We start from the raw sequence: 18,950 nt of genomic DNA, 5'->3' as shown, positions 1-18,950 counted from the left end.
GGCAGAGTGTTCGGGCATGGCACCCAGCGCGAATGGGCTAGAGCAGGCCCATGCTGGTCAGGATCGTGTAGCCCATAAAGATGACAAACGCGATGAGGGCAAGGACAATGATGATTTTTTGAGCCGGCGCCATGCCAGGGATCTCGTTCTCGCCCGTAGGCTCCTTGGAGGTAACCATGCGCTGGGCAAAGGTCATCTCGTCACGGCTCGGCTTGGGCTCGACGGACTTGGAACGAGCGACCTTTTTAGGCTGAGGTTTAGGTGCGGTGGGCGCGGGCTTCGCGGCGGCGGGCTTGGGCGCGGGGGCGACGTTCGCGGCGGCCTCCTCGGCCTTCTCGCGCTCGGCACGCAGGGCGGCCAGCTCCTCACGCTCGCGGCGTGCCTCTTCCTGGGCCTCGCGACGAGCTTTCTCGGCGCGGAGCTCTTCCAACTCGGCGCGTTCCTCGGCAGACAGTGGTTGGGACTCAAGCTTGGCCATGGTACAGCCCTTTCTTTTAAAAAAAGCCGCCGACACAATGTCAGCGGCTTATCAAATCCAAGGGTGGAGACGAAGGGAGTCGAACCCTCGGCCTCTGCCATGCGACGGCAGCGCTCTCCCAACTGAGCTACGTCCCCAGGACAAGTTGATATTTTACCTACGGCTCGCCAACTGTCAACGCCCAATACCCAGTCTTTTTGGGACGCGGCTGTTTTAGCTACCCCGACAGACAACGCGAACGGTTTGGTCGAACAGCGGCAGGGGTAGCTAAAACAGCCCCGTCCCAAAAAGACTACTCAAAGAGCCTCGTCCCAGATTAGCTGGTTTGAGCACTAGTAAGAACACCGGTGGTATCGAACGCCGGGGTAAAGCTCTCGTCTACCGCGCCGCCTTCTTGCCAAAACATCGTCGTAAAGCCCAGGTCGTCGGCATGGTCGAGCACCTGCTCGTACTCCTCGCGCGTCACGGCGCGCGCCAGGTCGCCGCCTTGTTCGCGCATGAGGGCATTGGGCGTGTACTGGTTCATGACCGAGATCGGCACGTCGCCCACCGTCTGCCACACCAGGTCCAACACGCGGCACGAATCGTCCGCATGCCCCGGCAGCACCAGATGACGCACGATTATGCCGCGCCTCATGAGCCCGTCCTCGTCTACCAGCTCTCCCCCGCGGCGCTCAATCTCGCGCGCCATCTGGGCCAGACCCGACACGGCCACGCGCGGGTAGTCCTTAATATGAGAAAGCGACTGAGCAAGCCCGGCATCGGCATATTTAAAGTCCGTAAGCCACACGTCGACAAGGTCGCCCAGCGCCGCCACGGCACTCGCGCGCTCGTAACCACTCGTGTTGTAGACAATTGGGATGACCAACCCGCGCGTCCGTGCCGCGGCAATCGCGGCAGGCAACAGGTGCGCATAGTGCGTCGCCGTCACCAGGTTGATGTTATTGGCGCCCTGGTCCTGCAGCTCCAGCATAATCTCGACCAAACGCTCGGGCAAAATCTCAAGACCGAAATTGCCCGTCGAGATCTCGTGGTTTTGGCAGTAGATACATTTGAGCGAACAGCCGCTAAAGAAAATCGTACCCGAGCCGGCCTCGCCCGAAATGGGCGGCTCCTCCCACATATGGAGCGCCGCGCGGGCGACCTTAAGCGTGTTGTCGGCGCCGCACACGCCACGCGCGCCCTCGTCGCGCGCCGCACCGCAACGGCGCGGACACAAATGGCAGGCGGGCGAAAAAAGTTCGGTCAACGACGTCGGCATAAAAACATGCTCCAAAACAATGATTCAGCAGCTCAAACGTAAAGGGACCAACCGCACAGACGGCTCGAGCCCAAGGCGCCGTAATCGTCCGACACGATTTTTGTAATGTCAAGACTGGAATCGATAAAGTGCCGCTTTATGATGTAGGTATTCCGCCCCCCGCGGAGCAACTGGGTGAACCGTCGCGTTTATTTAGGGAGCCCACACAGTCGTACCTAGTACAGGTATCCTTCGTTGTTAAGGACGCTGGAACAGTCGATGAGGGCACCCACCTGTTTTAGGTGGGTTCATTTTCGTAACGTGGGGGGTGGTTTTCATTTGCCGAAAACCACCATTACAGCCCATATGGATCCCCGCCGGTATCCCGACAAGCCATCGACAACATCCCAATATCTGGTAAGCGCGTGATTATCGCTGCATGCAATTCCATGCACCCCCCGTGGTCGAGTATCATGGTTCGGCTATGCCCTTTGCGCATGGCGTTCTTCTGACCTTTTCCTTCGACGCTTGGCGGTTTATCGATTCATGGCTTCCTCCACGAGCTTCATACCGTACCTTTGCGTGGCGGTCGCGGCTTTTATCACGACCTTCCTTGCGGTGCCCCTGGTCAAGCGCCTGGCAATCAAGCTCGACGCCGTCGATTATCCTTCCAAGCGCCGCATCAACACTAAACCCATCCCGCGCATGGGTGGCACGGCAGTCTTTTTGGGCCTCGTCGTCGCCTGCATTGTTCAGATCCTAGGCACCTGGTACCTGGGCTGGCCGCCCGCTTTGGTGCCCCACCCCCGTCTGCACATCAGCTACCCCATACTTGCGCTTTCTTTTACCGTCATCTTTGCGACCGGCGCGATCGACGACGTCTTCCAGCTCAAGCCCAAGCAAAAGCTCGCCGGCCAGGTCCTCGCCGCGCTCATCGCCTGCGTGGGCGGCCTGCGCATCGGCGTCATCGTCAACCCGTTTGCTCCCGGCGAGATCATGCTCGGCTGGCTCGCCTACCCCATCACTGTGGTCTACCTGGTGGCGTTCACCAACATCATCAACCTTATCGACGGCCTCGACGGTCTGGCCACGGGTATCTGCGGTATCGCGTCGTTCACCATGTTTTCGGTCGCGGTGCTCTCGGGCCGCATCGACGCCGCCGCGCTCTCCATCGCGCTCTTTGGCTCGTGCCTCGCCTTCTTGCGCTATAACTTCAACCCCGCGAGCATTTTCTTGGGCGACTCGGGATCGCTGCTTCTGGGCTTTGCGCTGGGTTCCATCTCGCTGCTCAACGTGAGCCGCACCGCCGCGCTCACCTCGCTCATCATCCCGCTCATCGTGGCCGGCGTGCCCATCATCGACACGTTTAGCGCCATCGTGCGCCGCAAGCGCGCCCACATTAGCATCGGGCAGGCCGACAAGGGCCACATCCACCACCGCCTCATTCAAGAGGGCTACAACCAAAAGCAGGCCGTACTGCTCATCTACGCCTGGTGCATTATGCTTTCGGCCGGCGCCGCCGCCATCAATCAGGTCGAGGTCCCCATGCGCGTGCTCATCTTTACCGTGCTCGCCATTGGCTCGGCGGTCTTCGCCAAGCGCCTGCATCTGTTTGAGCCCGTGCTGCGCCACCATTACAACAAGCGCACGCACGAAGACGAGCTGGTAACCCCCGACGACCCCGCCTTTAAACAGGAGGAGCTGGCAGCCGAGGAACGTAAAGAAGAGCGCCACCACAAGCTCTAGGATAAGCTGCCGAGGATGTGCCCAGGTGCCGCTGGCCAAGCGCAGCCGCGCCGCACCCATCGCACAAGCCGCCCCTCTCCCGCCCCTCGCTTTCTTACGTCTCGCCCCTGCAATAAACGCGTTATCATCTTGACCCATGAACATACGTTAGGAGCAATCATGCCAAACGAGAACAGCTACGAAGTCGCGCTGCAAAAGAGCAACGCCATTCGCGAGGGCCTGGCCAAGACGCCCGAGAAGTTCACCATGCTTACCGGCGACCGCCCCACCGGCCGCCTGCACCTGGGCCACTACTTTGGCACCCTCAAGGGCCGCGTGGAGCTGCAGAACATGGGCGCCAAGACCAACGTGCTCATCGCCGACTACCAGGTCATCACCGACCGCGACACCACCGAGCACATCCAGGACAACGTGTACAACATGGTCATGGACTACCTTGCCTGCGGCATCGACCCCGACAAGACCATGATCTACGCGCACTCCGCCGTGCCCGCCGCCAACCAGCTCATGCTGCCGTTCCTATCGCTGGTCTCCGAGGCCGAGCTCGCGCGCAACCCCACCGTCAAGGCCGAGATGGAGGCCTCGGGCCACGAGCTCACCGGCCTTCTGCTCACCTACCCGGTGCACCAAGCCTGCGACATCCTGTTCTGCAAGGGCAATGTGGTACCCGTCGGTCGCGACCAGCTGCCGCACATCGAGCTCACCCGCACCATCGCCCGCCGCTTTAACAACCGCTACGGTAAGGTGTTCCCCGAGGTCGACGCGCTGCTGTCCGAGACCCCGCTGCTGCCCGGTCTGGATGGTCGCAAGATGAGCAAGAGCTACGGCAACGCCATCAACATCTCGATGACCGCCGAGGAGACGGCCAAGCGCATCAAGAAGAGCCAGACCGACTCCGAGCGCATGATCACGTTTGATCCCGAGAACCGCCCCGGCGTGTCCGGCCTGCTTTCGACGGCTGCCATCTGCACCGGTCGTTCCGAGGTCGAAATTGCCGAGGAGATTGGCATGGGCGGCTCCGGCCAGCTCAAGAAGTACGTAACCGAGGCCGTCAACGAGTACTTCGCGCCGATCCGCGAGCGTCGCCAGCGCTACGAGAACGACCTGGATTACGTTAAGGACGTCCTGCACGAGGGTAACCGCCGCGCCAATGAGATCGCCGAGCAGACCCTTGCCGAGGTTCAGGACGCCATGGGCATGGTGTACTAGACCGATCTGCTGACTTGAACTTCCGATTGCTATAGGGCGGGCGCTACGGCGTCCGCCCTTTTTGTGCCTGACCGGCTTGGCCCCGCCCATTGCACTCCCCCCGACAAACAGGAACGGGCCCGCCGACAGTCAGTTGCCAGCGGGCCCGTTCCCGAAGTACACCGTTGAATCGCACAGAGGGGAGGAATGCGAATCAAACTCAACAGGGCAGGCTTTTTCATCGCCTATTGCCTGCTCCGTTGCTGAAAACAATATAGTTCACCGTGGTTTACTTTGTAGCCTCAAACCGCGCCGTCATACGTTCTCCATAAGTTAGCCCCGGTAAACCTACAACGGAAAACCGCCGCAAAGGGGACAGGCACCTTTGTGGTAGTTTTGGCCACGGCAGATCTGTTAGAGTCCGGCGGGCCAGCGACAGGCGCCCAGATCGACGTGCATGGGGTCGACAAACGTCACGCCCTCCCCTAGCAAAAGCTCACGTTGAGCATCGGGACCGCCAAAAGCAAAACCCTCGCATATGCGCCCGTCGGCAAACACCACGCGATGGCAGGGTATCTCGCCGGGGCGCGGATTGCTGTGCAGGGCATACCCCACGTACCGCGCACTTCGTGGACGACCGGCAAGCAGCGCCACCTGACCATACGTGGCGACCATCCCTTCGGGGATCTGCTCGACCACCTCGTACACCCGTTCAAAAAAGCCCTCAGACGCCATCGCTCGCTCTCTTCTCCGCATTAACAGCATAAAGAAATGATCCCTTAGGGACGGAGGAAAACGGATCATTCGCGGCCTCCGTGCGGTCGATGATCCGTTTTCCTCCGTCCCCAAGGGATCATTTGTTGGCAGGTTGGTTAGTTGGCGGGCTGGAAGAAGGCTACGGCTACGGCACCGGGGCCTACGTGGGTACCGATGGTGGCACCGATGGTGTGAACGGGCAGCTCGCCCTCGGTGTGGCCAGCCCACAGTGCCGCGCTGTCCTCGATATACTTCTTGAGCACCGCATCCGAAAGGCCCGTATAGCCGAGCGCCAGCGGCATGGAAAAGTCGATGCCGCCCGCCTTTTCGACCTTTTGGTTCAGCAGGTTGCGGCCGTTCTTGGAACCGCGCGCCTTTCCCAGCTGCACAATCAGACCGTCCTCGGCAGCTACCACGGGCTTTACGTTGAGCAGCGTACCCACGGCGCCGGCAGCAGCAGACAGGCGACCGCCGCGCACCAGGTACTCCAGCGTCTCGAGCAGGCCGATAACCACCACGCGGTCGCGCACGGCCTCGACCGCCGCCGCGATCTGGGCCGCGCTACGGCCCTCGTCCACCAAGCGCAGCGCATACTCAACCAGAATGCGTTCACCCAGGGTGACGTTGTTGCTATCAACCACGTACACATCGCCGCCCGGCGCCTCGGCTAGTGCGGTACGGGCGCTCTGATTGGTGCCCGACAGCTTAGCGCCCACGGTAATAATCACAGCCTCATCGCCGGCTTCGCGAATCTCGGCGATAGCCTGCGAGAACGCGTACGGGTTGACCTGGCCGGTCTTGGGCAGCTCATCGCGCTCCACGAGCATCTCGTAAAAGCGCTGGTGATCGATGTCGACGCCATCCATGTACACATCGGTGCCAAAGGTGACGGACAGCGGCAAAACGTCCAGTGCCGGGTGCTCGGCCGGCGACATATCGCTTGCGGAATCGGTAATAATGCGGACGGACATAGCGAATCCTTTCTTGCGCAGGTCCCGCGCAGGGAATTTTGACAGCAATGCCCCGGCACGGTATACGCGCTCAAACGGGACGATGCAGTTGTTAATGGGAAGCAAATGCCTAGGCGGCCCTACAGCTCGCGCAAGGTGTTGAGAATCGTACGCAGCGACGCATACATCTGCTCACGCTGCTCCACGCCCATGGCCTTGCCGGTGGTGTCGAGCACTTCACGAATAATGCAATCGGCCTCGTTCATGCTCTCGCCGCCCAACGTGGTCAGGCGAACCGGGGCGCGATACTTAACGGCGGCATCGCCCGAATCGTCGACTTCGACGTAGCCGCCCTCCTCCAGATGCGCCAGCGTGCGCGAGACGGCAGCGCGGGTCACGCCAGCCATGCGGGCGAGGTCGGCACCAGTCAGGCCGTCCTTGCTGCGCTCAAGATAGTACAGGCACATGATGTCGGAGCCCTTAAGGCCCAGCCTTGCGCCCTCAGATGTCTTAATGCGCTGGATCTCCTTGTAGAGTCCACTGATCAGTCCGACAAAGTCCTCGAAACGTGTCTCGTCGCTCTGTTGCATGGGAGACGACCGCCTTTCGCTTGCATAATGCTAACGGGTAAACATCTTAGCCGTACCCAGCGACCGCAAGCCCCGCACGCCCTATTTGTTAACTCATCAACATAAAAACCACCACAAAGGGGACAGGCACCTTTGTGGTGGTTTTGACCGGCGAGTATGATTTGCAGAAGTTGCTACAGCTCCACGCGGGGATTGTCGCGGGTCACAAGCGTCTTAACGACAACCGTCGCTCCCAGATAGCGCTCGAGCAGATCGGCAAGACGGTCGATGGCGGCCTGGCAGTCCCCCATTCGCTCGGGCTCTACGCACTCAATCGCCAGGAATGCGTCGGCCGAATCGTCGGATAGAGCCGTTCGAACGCCGTCGCGCCAGTTCCAGCAGCGGCACACGGCGCCCGCATCGTCAATGTAGGCGAGCTCGCCGGGCAGCGTCGGGTCGTCCGCTTCCTCGCCAAGCGGCAGGAACGCATCCCCGCCGTCGGTCACCTTCAGGCGAAGGTCCCCCTCAATCGCATGCAGATCCTCGCCTCCCACGGGCAGTGCATAGGACAGCGACACCGTGTTATAGATATCCACCGCGGGCGTAATGTGGCCCACCGGCTTGCCCTTGAGCACACGCTTGAGCAGGTTCTCGATTGAACAGCGCGCGCCCTTTTTGGTCTTGAACAGACGATAGGCCTCGCGCCATGCCTTGACCGGTGCGTTCTCGCTGATTGTATCGCTGGTCAGATGACGCTCCGCATCGATATTGGCACGGTCGAGCAGCGCCGCTATCGCGTCCACATCCTCTTGAGGTATCTGGGCCGCGGGCTTCATACCCTCCACGACCACAACACCGACCGCCGCCTGAGGAAACAGCTCCCAAAATGAATCCTCGGCAATAAAGCTCTTCATACATGCTCCCTTCACGATTCGCGCCCGAGCGAGGGCACCCAAACAAAAAGCGCCCTTACGACGGCCACCTTCAAAGTCCTACGGTGCCGCCACAAGAGCGCTTACGCTGCCCCCATCCGGAGAAGGGGGCGAGATGTCAGGCGTATTGTAACCCGAGTCATCCGCGCGAGCAAAACCACCACAAAGGTGCCTGTCCCCTTTATGGTGGTTTTGGGTCTGAGGCGACGCTAGCGGCGGAGTCCCAGCAGGCCGCGGCCGCGATGACGGGCGTCGGCGGGCACTTGAGCGTGCGGGCCGGCGGCCTTGACGGACTCGGGCAGGTGCGAGTACTTCTTCTCGAAGTTCTCCTCAAACATCACCGCCAGGTTGTGCGCTGCCTCGTCGTAGCGAGCGGTGCTCTGCCAGTACTGGCGCGGCACCAGGATGCCATCGGGCACACCGTGGCACGTAGTGGGAATGTCAACGTTAAAAATATCGTCGTGCACAAACTCGCTGTCCTCGATGGTACCGTCGAGGGCGCGGGCCACCAGGGCGCGCGTGTAGGCAAGCTCGATGCGATGGCCCACGCCATAACCGCCGCCAATCCAGCCGGTGTTGACCAGATAGACGCGCGTGCGACCGTCGGCGATACGCTCACCGAGCATCTTGGCATAGACCATGGGGTCGAGCGGCATAAACGGCTCTCCGAACAGCGAGGAGAACGTGGGCGTGGGCTCGGTGACGCCGACCTCGGTGCCGGGGATCTTGGCCGTAAAGCCCGTCACAAAGTGATACATGGCGGCGTCGGCCGTCAGGCGCGAGATGGGCGGCAGCACGCCAAAGGCATCACATGTCAAAAACAGCACAACGCTCGGGGTGGTGCCCATGCCCTTGGTCCACGCGTTGGGAATGTGCTCGACGGGATAGGCCACGCGCGTATTGTGCGTGATCGAGATGTCATCATAGTTAGGCTTGCGATTCTCATCGAGCACCACGTTTTCGCAGATGGCGCCAAAGCGAACAGCGTTGAAGATCTCGGGCTCGTGGAACGCATCCAAGCCCTCGCACTTGGCGTAGCAGCCGCCCTCGACGTTAAAGATGCCCATGTCGGACCAGCCGTGCTCGTCGTCGCCGATCAGCAGGCGCGTGGGGTTGGCCGAAAGCGTGGTCTTACCCGTGCCGGAGAGGCCAAAGAACACCGCGGTCTCATGCGTGACGGGATCCATGCTGGCCGAGCAGTGCATGGGCAGCACGTCGTCCTCGACAGGCAGCAGGTAGTTCATAACGCTGAAGATGGACTTTTTGATTTCGCCGGAGTAACCGGTGCCGGCAACCAGAATCACGCGCTCCTGGAAGTTGATGACCACGGCAGCGCTGGAGTTGAGGCCCTTGATGGCGGGGTCGCACTGGTAGCCAGGTGCCGCGAGCACGCAAAAGTCCGGCTCGCCGGTGCGCGCAATTTCGCGGGCAAGCGGACGAGCGAGCATTTGCTTAATAAAGAGCGCCTGGCTGGCACGCTCGCAGGCGACGAGCAGGCGACGCGTGTGGTTGCGGTCGGCGCCCGCCATGCCGCGCGTGACAAACACGTCGCGCTCGTTGAGGTAGTCGACGATACCGGCCTTGATGGTCTCGTAGCTCTCAATCGAAAGCGGTCGGTTGACGGCGCCCCAGGCGATCTTGTCGTGAACATCGGGGGTGTCAACGATAAAACGATCGTTGGGTGAACGGCCGGTGCGCTCCCCCGTCTCGATCACCAGCGCGCCGTTGGATGCCATGCGGCCTTCTTCGCGGCGGATAGCGTACTCGACGAGCTCCGCGGCGGGTAGATCAACCAGCAGGCGGGGCTGATTATCGGCGGGATCTTCGACCAGCGTAATACCAAAGTTGGACAGAACTTCTGCAGGGGTAACACCAGGCATGGGGCCTCCTTTAAAAACGCGACACGCGGACGCAGCGCGCACTTTACTCACGTAAAGCCCGTTGTACCCGATATGCAAAAACGTTTTTGCGGCAACGGCGAAGCGCCCGCCCAACGGTCAAAAATCACAGGCAAGCGGCCTGGTCATTGGGGACGTTCTTAATCGACTAATCGTTGGGGACACTTATGGACCAGTCGTTGGGGACACTCTTAAACAGGCAACAACCAAGGAGTGTCCCTAGATGCCGGCACTTAGGGACGTTCCCAAAGTGCCGACTACAGCGGCAGGCCTTGGCCGAGCATGGCGATGACGCTCATGAGGATCAGCATGCCGGCGGCGTAGGGCAGCACTGCGCCCAGGAGCTCGGCGTCCTTACCGCGCACGTGCACGGCAGCGAGGCCAATCGCGAGCGTCTGCGGCGAGACCATCTTACCGGCGGCGACACCCAGGGCGTTCAACGCAACCATCCAGTAGTCGCTCACGCCCAGCGCCGAAGCGGCCTGGCTCTGAATGGGACCAAACAGCATGCCCGACGATGTGCCCGAACCGGTCACGAACGCACCGACGGCACCGATCCACGGGGCCAGAATCGGGTACAGACCACCGGCGACGGCAATGCAGAACGCACTGATCGAAGAGATCATGCCCGCATAGCCCATCACCTTGGCACAGCCCAGCACCGAAAGCATCGTGATTACCGTCGGCATCATCTGCTTCACAGTCGCGGCCAGCACCTCACCCATCATGCGCGGCGAAGCCCCCTGAATGGCGCCGCCGATAAACGCGGCCAGGAAGATCCAAACACCCGGCGTGTTAATCCACGAAAACGTGAGCGTGCCGGGGTTCTCGCCGCAATACACCTGCACGTGACTCGCAAAGGGCGCAAGCGCGGCATGCACGGCGGGCACCAGGTTGGACGTACCCAACAGCAGTACAAAAATCAGGATGAAACACGACCAGGCAGAAAGCGCCGACTTAGCGGTGAGCTGCTCACCGGCCTCGATATTCATGTGAAAGCGCGCGTCCAGGTGACCGGACTTCTCGGCGCGCATGGCAAGCGCGGCGGTCAGCGCGAGCGACACGATGGAGCCCACGACCACGGCAAGCTCGGGGCCCACAAACATAGCGACGACCAGGGCAGCGCCGACAAAGGACGCGCCAGAGAGCAGCGCGATACCGGCCACGCCGTGCAGGCGCTCGCCTACGCTCGCAACATCGCCTTGATCGTCGGTCACGCGGCCCGCAACCAACACGATGAGCAGCGGCATCACCACAAAGAACGGTGCGAGCTGCACCAGCTGAACGGTCGCCAGGTGCAGGGAATCCAGACCCACCAGGTCGGCAACGGACACCGTGGGGATGCCGATGGAGCCGTAGGGCGTGGGCACGCCGTTGGCCAGCAGGCAGATCAGCACGGCAGGCACGGCCTCAAAACCAAGGCCCGCGAGCATGCCGGCGGGAATGGCGACAGCGGTACCAAAGCCAGCCATGCCCTCCATAAAGCCGCCGAAGCACCACGCCACGAGCAGCGCCAGCAGACGGCGATCGTTGCTGATGGAGGTGATCATGCTGCCGATCACGTCCATGGCGCCCGTGCGAACGCAGAGGTTATACGTAAAGACGGCGGCGATAATCACCAACACGATGGGCCACAGCGCCATCAAAAAGCCCTCGAGCGAGGCCGTGGCTATCTGCGCCACCGGCAAATGCCACCACGCAAAGGCGAGCACGCACGAAAGAACAAACGAACCAATCGCGGCTTTCCAGGCCGGCCATTTAAAGCACAGCAGCATCACGACAAGCCAGATGATAGGCACAAGAGCCAGCAAAAATGCGGCGACGTCCATGGGTAAAAGCTCCTTGGTACCGCGAGGGCGGCATCGGGGGTGTCATAAAACTTGAACAGGATAACGCACGCTTACCGACAATTTTCTGCCGCCTGCCGAAATATTGAACAATCCGTTCAAAAACACGAGCAAACACCGCCGCGTCTATACTAGAGCGCAGCAATAGAAAGGACTCCGCCTTGAGCATCACGCCCCTCGATAGCATCCGCCGCGCCATCGCCCGCCGCAACGGCGTCACCGACCCCACCGTATCGGGCGGGGCGCACGGGCAGGGCGGACGCATCGAGAACGGCCTGTTCCCCGCATCGCACACCGCCGAGGAGCTCGCACGAATCCAAGAGCTAAGCCAGCGTAACGCCGGCGGTCCCGACAGCAACCAGGCCACACGCCGTCGCCGCGAGCGCGATCGCCAGCCCGGCCCCATCCACCGCATGGTCAATGCCTGGTGGAACCGCCTGCTCGGAGCCGTCTACGGCGGCGGCTTCTCCACGCAAGAAGCCGAGTACGAAGATCATGCCACCCGTCGCGACTACCTTTGGAATACCCTGGGCACCGCCGTATGGGGCATGGCGTTTCCTCTGCTCACCATCGTGTCCACGCAGCTCGTGGGCGCCGAGGAAGCCGGCAAGTTCTCCATTGCGTTTGTCACCGGCACACTCATCATGATCGCGTGCAACTACGGCGTGCGCAATTTCCAGGTCTCGGACATCGACGAGAAGACGTCCTTTGCCTCTTACCAGCTCAATCGCTGGCTTTGCGGAGCGCTCGCCCTAGGCTGCGGCCTCATGTACAGCAGCGCCCGCGGCTACGATGCGCAGATGGCCACGATCGGCCTGGGCGTCTACCTGTATAAAGTGATCGACGGCGTGGCGGACGTGTACGAGGGCCGCCTACAGCAGGCCGATAAACTCTACCTGGCCGGCATGAGCCAAACGCTACGCTCCGCCGGCGTCATCGCGGTCTTTAGCGTGGCGCTGTTCCTTACGCGCAGCATGCCCATCGCGGCGATGGCCATGGGTGTCACAGCCATCGCCTCGCTCGTGCTGGTCACCGCGCCGCTCGCCCTGCTCGAGACCGAAAAATCACGCCGCGTGAGCCTGCGCGAGGTCGGCCACCTGTTTGTCCAGTGCGCTCCGCTCTTTGGCGCGCTCTTTTTGTTCAACCTTATCGAGAGCATGCCCAAGTTTGTTATGGAAGGCACGCTGGCCTACAAATACCAGCTGTACTTTAATGCCCTGTTCTTTCCGGCGCAGGCTATTTTGCTGAGCATCGGATTTGTCTATAAACCGCAGCTTTTGCGTCTGTCGAGCATTTGGGCGAACCCGCGCAAACGCCGCCGTTTTGACTTGATTATTATTGCCGTTATGGCGCTGATCGTGGCCATCACCGGCGTATGCGCCGCATTTATGGCCGGCCCCGGCATTCCCCTCATGAGCTTTATGTACGGCCTCAACTTTGAGCGCTACCGCACATTGGCGCTGCTGATGGTCGTCGCCGGCGGCGTAACCGCGGCCATCGATTTTATCTACGCCATCATCACAGTGCTGCGCCACGCTGGAGACGTCACCAAGATCTACCTGACCTGCTTTGCCGTGAGCGTAGTGCTCCCGGTGATCCTGATCAACCTGCTGGGCCTGATGGGTGCCGTCGTGAGCTACCTGGCTATCATGGCCCTACTGCTGGTGCTGTTGATTGTCGAATACGCCCACATTCGCCAACGCATAGAACGCGACCGCAACCCGTACGGCGCCTAATTAGCTGCCCCGGTCACCGGAATTTGCGATGGAATCTCCCCGACTGGGGTCTCGTTGCGAACAATATGCATCACGCAAAACTAAGTGAGTAGACTTTTACCGAATCCCCGACCACGCCAGCAAAGCACAAGTCTGTGACCTGCAGTTTTATTGAGGCAAATAAGTTGGGTGCTCGGCATTTCCAAAAAAGTCTACTCACTTAGCCAGCGGGCAGCCAAATGATTATTTAATCCCCGTCCCAGAAAAATCAATTAGCGGGCAGAAGGGCAAAAGTAGTCAAAAAGGCCCCGTCCCAAATTAGCTACCCTTTGCAGCGATTATTCGCCCGGGTTGATGTTCGCATAAAACTCCGCCCCGTCGTCCAGGCGCAGGATGCCCACGCGGCCGAACTCGGAACCGGTGGCCGCCGCACAGTCGATATCGATGCGATCGGGCACGCCGGCGGTATCCTCGCCACCCAAGCGCACCATCCGCCCGCGGCCCGACTCCTCATCGAGCCCTGCCAGGCCGCCAACCTCGCAATAACGCCCCAGCGACACCGTGGGCGTGTGGCCGCTCACCACGACCGGGCCCTTGCCCTCGGCAGAAAGCAGCCCCGTCGGGGCATCCCAGTAGCCGTGACGAATCCACAGCAAGTCATCGGACGACTGCACGGCGAGCATTTGCTGCAGCAGCTCGCTATCGGCATCGACCGCTCCCCTGCCGTCGCCGCAATCGACACCATGCTCAAGCAAAAACGCACGCGCCGCCTCGGTCTGAACGCCGGCGTGCACCAGCAGATACGGTCGCTCGGCAGTCTCGACCACCGCGTAGAGCGGCAGGGCGGCAGCCCAGCGCACCAGCCCCTCGTATGCCTCAAATTCCATTTCGTTGAGCTGCTGACGCGTGGTCCAACCGCCATTGATATCCCAGGTCTCGGCATCGAGCGGGTCCTGGCCAATGATCGCGTCGAGCATGATCTGCTCGTGGTTGCCCTTAAGCACGCGAGCGTTGGGCAGCGACCGTACCAAGTTAATGACGCCGACCGGATCGGGACCGCGGTCGATCATGTCGCCTAGCACGTACAGCGTGTCGTCGGACGTCAGCGAGATCTTGGAAAGGGCCTCGTCCAGCGCGCGCACGTGCCCGTGAGCATCAGATGTCACATAGATCGCCATGGAACGCCTTTCCCTGCATTACGGCCGAAGCCCGATGCCACGACTAAAACTTCAAGTTGAACTTAAACGTTACCCATTGTACTCCGTTGCAATAAAGCTGGAAAGTGCCACCGCTGCCAACGGTCACAAGCGGCCGCCCGCACGCCCCGAAAACACCGCGCCACCAGCACCAACGCCCCAACCAGCACCGCCCGCGCCCCCCCGCCTCGTGTCGATAATGCGAACGCCCGCGGCTCGGCCCCATAAACCCACCATCTTTGGGTACAAATAACCGCAGACAACTGACCGTGCCACGCCAACCACCCAGGAGCGGACACTACCCATGAACCAGATACTTCTCTTTATCGGCCTCGTCATCATTTTGTGTCTGACCATCAAACCCGTCGGCAAAAAGCTCCCCTTCCCTACCCTGCTCATCTTTATCGCGCTCGGCATGCTGCTGGGCGTCAACGGGCCGGCGCACATCGACTTTAGCGACTACGCGCTTACCGAAACCGTCTGCAGTACGGCGCTGCTGTTCATCATGTTCTACGGCGGCTTTAACACCAACATCGACCGCGCCAAGCCCGTCGCCGCGCCCGCGGTACTGCTGAGCACGCTCGGCGTTATCGCCACCGCCGGCATCACGGGCGCCTTTGCGCATTTTGCACTAGGCTTCGACTGGATCGGCGGCCTGCTGCTGGGCTCGGTCGTGGCGTCGACCGATGCGGCGAGCGTCTTTAGCGTGCTGCGCGAGCACAACCTTTCGCTAAAGGGCGCGACTGACTCGCTGCTCGAGGTCGAATCGGGCTCCAACGACCCCGTCGCCTACATGCTTACCGCGGTGCTCGCGACCCTCGCGGCGGGCGGCGACATCGACATTCCCGTGCTGTTGGCCAAGCAGATCACCCTGGGCGTGGGACTGGGCCTTGCCATCGGCTGGACATCCAGCCGCCTGATTGAACGCGCGCACGCAACGGCCGAGGGCGCGCAGACCATCTTTTTGTTCGCCGTGGCGATCGTCGCCTACGCATTGCCGAGCTATCTGGGCGGCAACGGCTTTTTGGCCGTGTACCTGGCCGGCATTGTGCTGGGCGCGAGCGACATCACCGGCAAGGTCGAGATGGCGCACTTTTTTGACACCCTCACCGAGATGGCCGAGATGACCATCTTCTTTTTGCTGGGCCTGCTCGTCACGCCCGCGCGCCTGCCGCAGATGCTGCTGCCGGGCCTGGCGCTCATGGCGTTTATGCTCTTTGCGAGCCGCCCCATCGCCGTCGGTCTGCTGCTGGTGCCCTTTAAGACGAACCCTCGCCAGGTTGCACTCGTAAGCTGGGCGGGCTTGCGCGGCGCGGCTTCGGTCGTCTTTAGCCTCTTTGCCGTGGTAGCCGGCGTTCCCGGCGGTCACGACCTGTTTGACCTGGTGTTTGTGATTGCCGTATCGAGCATTGTGGTGCAGGGCTCGCTGCTACCGGCGGTGGCAAAGAAGCTCGACATGATCGATGCAGAAGGCGACGTGCGCCGTACGTTTAACGATTACCGCGACGAGGACGGCATGTCGTTTGTCAAGCTCAAGGTGGGCGCGGGCCATCCGTTTGCCGGGCGCTCACTCGCGGACATCGGCAGCGTCACGGACATGCTCGTGGTCCTGGTACTGCGCGACGGCGCGCACCCGGTGCTGCCCAACGGCGATACCGTCATCGAGGAAGGCGACCTTCTGGTTATGGCCGCTCCAACGTTTGAGGAGCGTGCCGAGGTTACGCTGCGCGAGGTCACCGTGACGCCCCACGGCCGCTTAGCTGGACAGCGCCTGCGCGATGTACCGCAGGGCAAGCACCCCTTTATCGTGGTGATGCTCAAGCGCGACGGCCAAACGATCATCCCCGACGGCAACACCCTCATATATGCCGGCGACGAAGCCGTCATCGCCACGCTGGCGTCGTAGCCATCCCCACCCATAACTTGCGGTGAAATAGGGACTGAATAGGCCTTCTAGCAGCCTAAACAGTCCCTATTTCACCGCAAGTTATTGAGGGGATGGGGTTGAGGGGTGGCTATGGCTACCAGCCGTCGTCCGTATCATCGCCTGTGGCGAAGGCACGGAGGTCGAGGCCTTCGCGTTCGGCTCGGGCTAGGAGCTCTTGGGGCGACTCGTCCTCGATATCCATCACGTCGAGCATGGCGGCCGGAAAGCCCACGCCCGCCGCAGACCCCACGCGGTCGAGCAGGCTCTCGCGCAGCTGACCTACGTCAACTTCGATCTTCATGGTGAAACCTCCTACCGGCCAATCGCGACCGAACAAACCGCACACCCCAAATGATGTGCAATAAATACCAGATACGGCCATAATAAAACAATGAACATCAGGGAGGTTGCGGACGATGGATAAGCTCGATGCCATGACGAAACAAGTCAGGGACTTTTGTGATGCACGCGACTGGCGCAAATATCACACGCCAAAAGAGCTTGCCATAGGCATGGCAACTGAGCCCTCCGAGCTCCTTCAGCTCTTTCGTTTTGTGAGCGACGAGCGCATTGCAGAAATGTTCGAAGACACCGAGCAACGCCAAGCTATCGAAGACGAAGTCGCCGACACGCTTCTTTTCCTTCTGCGTTTCTCAGATTTAAATGAAATCGACCTGCCAGCGGCGCTTTCGTCCAAGCTCAAGCGCAATGGCGAGCGCTACCCCGTCGATGCATCATCTAACGAATACAGAAAGGCGGACCATCATGAGTAATGAGTTCGCCCTTCGGCAATACACGCTTCCCCTACCCCAGCCCTTTGAGACAAGCGAATCGCTTCAGGACTTTGGCACGCCAAAGCCCGGGACCCATCATGACGAGAGCTGGCCCGTCCTTTACATTCTTACCAACAGCAAAAACAAGACGGCATACATCGGCCAAACAACCAATTACCAGCGCCGTATGAAACAACACGCTGCAAACGTGGACAAGGACTTCGACCGGACCCTTCTGATCGACAATCCCACCTTCAACCAATCCGCAACGTTCGAGTTCGAGAATCGACTTATCGAGCTGTTCTGCGCTGACGAAAAATACCAGGTAACCAACGCCAACAATGGCTATGCCCAGTTCGATTATTTTGAGCGACCTCAGTATCGCCAGAAGTTCAGAGACCTCTGGACAAAGCTTCGCGAAGAGAACTATGCGATCCACCCCATCGAAGAGCTCGAGAATACCGACCTGTTCAAATTCTCGCCCTTCAAAACGCTCACGCCCGATCAATACGAAACGATTGAGGCGATTTACAGGCGGCTCGAGCAAGAGCATGAAGACATTAAACACGGCGGTCCCAAGAAAGAGCGCGTAACCGTCGTGAACGGCGCGCCGGGAACAGGCAAAACAATCCTCGCCATCAGTCTCATGTTCAAAATCAAAAATGAGCCGAACCTTTCCGGTCTGCGGGTCGGCTTCGTGACGCCCATGGAGTCTCTGAGCAAGACGCTCAAAAAACTCACGCACTTCCTCCCCGGGTTAAAGCCCGGCGATATCCTGAGCCCCAACGACGTCACAAAAAACGATCGGTATGACGTCTTGCTTGTCGACGAGGCGCACCGACTGGGAAACTACTTATCCGCCGGCGCCGGCATCGGAGCTTTCTACAACACATGTGAACGACTCAGCTTGCCGCGCACGAGCAGCCAGGTGGATTGGATTTTCAAATGCTGCGACAAGGCGTACCTGTTCTTTGACCCCAAACAGCAAGTCCGCGCATCGGGACTCAACCGAGATGGCCTTGAGCAGCGACTCAACCAACTCGAAGAAGCCGGCATCGAGACCGAAGAATTCAACTTGAGTACCCAAATGCGCGTGCGTGGCGGCGATGAGTACCTCGATTTTGTCTACGACCTGCTTGATAACAAAGCGTACATGCATGCCGGCATGAAGTTCAAAGCACTCTTTTCATAGGAGCCTTACGATTCGCGAGCCGGGGATCCGGACAGCGATATCCCCAGATACCAGTTTGGAATCGTCGACCGATTTGAGGACTTCTGCTCTCTGCAGCAAACCAAGGAAGAAGAAGTTGGTCTATCCCGCATGATGGCAGGCTTTGCGTGGAAGTGGGAAACGAAGAATAACAAAGATGCGTTCGATATCGTCATCGAGGGCATTCCCAAACGCTGGAACTCAACCCAGAAGGATTGGGTTAACTCCGCCAACGCCGTCAACGAAGTCGGATGCATTCATACGGTACAAGGCTACGACCTCAACTACGGATTCGTAATTCTGGGTCCCGACATTTACTACGATTCGAACAAAGATGCAGTCAACGTTAACAGGGCAAACTTCAAAGATGCCGTTGCCAAGAAAAAGGCAAGCGACGATGATCTGCAAAAGATCATCGTCAACGCCTACTACGTCCTCATGACGCGCGGCATGTTAGGAACGTATCTCTATGTGTGCGACCCCGCGCTCAAAGAGTACCTGTCACGGTATATCCCGGCGATATAG

At 60.3% G+C, this 18,950-nt stretch carries 15 protein-coding genes, 1 tRNA gene and 1 pseudogene; 6 read left to right on the top strand and 11 right to left on the bottom strand.

Annotated elements, in window-relative coordinates; translation table 11 throughout:
• Window positions 1–37 precede the first annotated feature (37 nt).
• The 3 genes from ACRX4W_RS08140 to ACRX4W_RS08130 all read right to left on the bottom strand — a co-directional run bounded on the left by ACRX4W_RS08140 (window position 38) and on the right by ACRX4W_RS08130 (window position 1,739).
• Window positions 38–478 (bottom strand): hypothetical protein, encoded by a 441-nt coding sequence (locus tag ACRX4W_RS08140; RefSeq protein WP_099431890.1) that lies wholly within the window; start codon window positions 476–478, stop codon window positions 38–40.
• Between the two features lie 64 nt (window positions 479–542).
• Window positions 543–615: transfer RNA gene (locus tag ACRX4W_RS08135), tRNA-Ala, on the bottom strand.
• Between the two features lie 179 nt (window positions 616–794).
• Window positions 795–1,739: a radical SAM protein gene (locus ACRX4W_RS08130; RefSeq protein WP_117563965.1), complete on the bottom strand. Its 945-nt coding sequence runs from the start codon at window positions 1,737–1,739 to the stop codon at window positions 795–797.
• 525 nt (window positions 1,740–2,264) lie between these two features.
• Between ACRX4W_RS08130 and ACRX4W_RS08125 the strand changes: the two genes are divergently transcribed.
• Both ACRX4W_RS08125 and trpS read left to right on the top strand, forming a co-directional pair.
• A complete protein-coding gene (locus ACRX4W_RS08125) occupies window positions 2,265–3,464 on the top strand; it encodes a glycosyltransferase family 4 protein (RefSeq protein ID WP_118079661.1) in 1,200 nt (399 codons plus the stop codon).
• A 159-nt stretch (window positions 3,465–3,623) separates the two neighbouring features.
• Window positions 3,624–4,673, top strand: coding sequence for a tryptophan--tRNA ligase (gene trpS, locus ACRX4W_RS08120; RefSeq protein ID WP_089572045.1), 1,050 nt, complete (start codon window positions 3,624–3,626; stop codon window positions 4,671–4,673).
• Window positions 4,674–5,066: 393 nt separating this feature from the next.
• Here the strand turns inward: trpS and ACRX4W_RS08115 are convergent, their stop codons facing one another.
• The 6 genes from ACRX4W_RS08115 to ACRX4W_RS08090 form a co-directional block, all read right to left on the bottom strand.
• On the bottom strand, window positions 5,067–5,387 hold the full coding sequence (locus ACRX4W_RS08115) for an MGMT family protein (protein WP_118079657.1): 321 nt from the start codon (window positions 5,385–5,387) through the stop codon (window positions 5,067–5,069).
• Window positions 5,388–5,524: 137 nt separating this feature from the next.
• Window positions 5,525–6,379: a DegV family protein gene (locus tag ACRX4W_RS08110; protein WP_118079655.1), complete on the bottom strand. Its 855-nt coding sequence runs from the start codon at window positions 6,377–6,379 to the stop codon at window positions 5,525–5,527.
• A 119-nt stretch (window positions 6,380–6,498) separates the two neighbouring features.
• A complete protein-coding gene (locus tag ACRX4W_RS08105; RefSeq protein WP_118079653.1) occupies window positions 6,499–6,948 on the bottom strand; it encodes a MarR family winged helix-turn-helix transcriptional regulator in 450 nt (149 codons plus the stop codon).
• A gap of 173 nt (window positions 6,949–7,121) precedes the next feature.
• The gene (locus ACRX4W_RS08100) at window positions 7,122–7,841 is read right to left on the bottom strand and encodes a B3/B4 domain-containing protein (RefSeq protein ID WP_373204320.1); all 720 of its coding nucleotides are present in this window, start codon (window positions 7,839–7,841) and stop codon (window positions 7,122–7,124) included.
• 227 nt (window positions 7,842–8,068) lie between these two features.
• Window positions 8,069–9,739 carry a phosphoenolpyruvate carboxykinase (ATP) gene (pckA, locus tag ACRX4W_RS08095; protein WP_349125120.1) on the bottom strand — a complete coding sequence of 557 codons (1,671 nt, stop codon included), beginning with the start codon at window positions 9,737–9,739 and terminating at the stop codon, window positions 8,069–8,071.
• A gap of 275 nt (window positions 9,740–10,014) precedes the next feature.
• Window positions 10,015–11,586, bottom strand: coding sequence for an L-lactate permease (locus tag ACRX4W_RS08090; RefSeq protein ID WP_432299984.1), 1,572 nt, complete (start codon window positions 11,584–11,586; stop codon window positions 10,015–10,017).
• Between the two features lie 179 nt (window positions 11,587–11,765).
• On the opposite strand from ACRX4W_RS08090, the gene ACRX4W_RS08085 reads away from it, so the two are divergent.
• Window positions 11,766–13,340, top strand: a complete 1,575-nt coding sequence (locus ACRX4W_RS08085; RefSeq protein ID WP_432299982.1) for a lipopolysaccharide biosynthesis protein — start codon at window positions 11,766–11,768, stop codon at window positions 13,338–13,340.
• 317 nt (window positions 13,341–13,657) lie between these two features.
• Here ACRX4W_RS08085 and ACRX4W_RS08080 read toward each other — a convergent pair whose 3' ends face one another.
• Entirely contained in the window at window positions 13,658–14,497 is an 840-nt protein-coding gene (locus ACRX4W_RS08080) for a metallophosphoesterase (protein ID WP_349125117.1), read from the bottom strand.
• Window positions 14,498–14,819: 322 nt separating this feature from the next.
• Here ACRX4W_RS08080 and ACRX4W_RS08075 point away from each other — a divergent pair, with 322 nt between their 5' ends.
• Complete coding sequence (locus ACRX4W_RS08075) at window positions 14,820–16,421, top strand: potassium/proton antiporter (RefSeq protein WP_432299980.1); 1,602 nt, start codon at window positions 14,820–14,822, stop codon at window positions 16,419–16,421.
• Window positions 16,422–16,536: 115 nt separating this feature from the next.
• Here the strand turns inward: ACRX4W_RS08075 and ACRX4W_RS08070 are convergent, their stop codons facing one another.
• On the bottom strand, window positions 16,537–16,743 hold the full coding sequence (locus ACRX4W_RS08070) for a hypothetical protein (RefSeq protein WP_349125115.1): 207 nt from the start codon (window positions 16,741–16,743) through the stop codon (window positions 16,537–16,539).
• 115 nt (window positions 16,744–16,858) lie between these two features.
• On the opposite strand from ACRX4W_RS08070, the gene ACRX4W_RS08065 reads away from it, so the two are divergent.
• Together ACRX4W_RS08065 and ACRX4W_RS08060 are read left to right on the top strand one after the other, a co-directional pair.
• Complete coding sequence (locus tag ACRX4W_RS08065; protein WP_349125114.1) at window positions 16,859–17,215, top strand: nucleotide pyrophosphohydrolase; 357 nt, start codon at window positions 16,859–16,861, stop codon at window positions 17,213–17,215.
• Window positions 17,106–18,950: pseudogene (locus ACRX4W_RS08060) on the top strand (DNA/RNA helicase domain-containing protein). Before ACRX4W_RS08065 ends, ACRX4W_RS08060 begins: the two are co-directional and overlap by 110 nt.

This window comes from Collinsella aerofaciens, from assembly GCF_964283865.1.
GTDB lineage: Bacteria > Actinomycetota > Coriobacteriia > Coriobacteriales > Coriobacteriaceae > Collinsella.
Note: the sequence above shows the minus strand (reverse complement) of the source record. Positions and strands in the feature narration are given on the sequence as shown.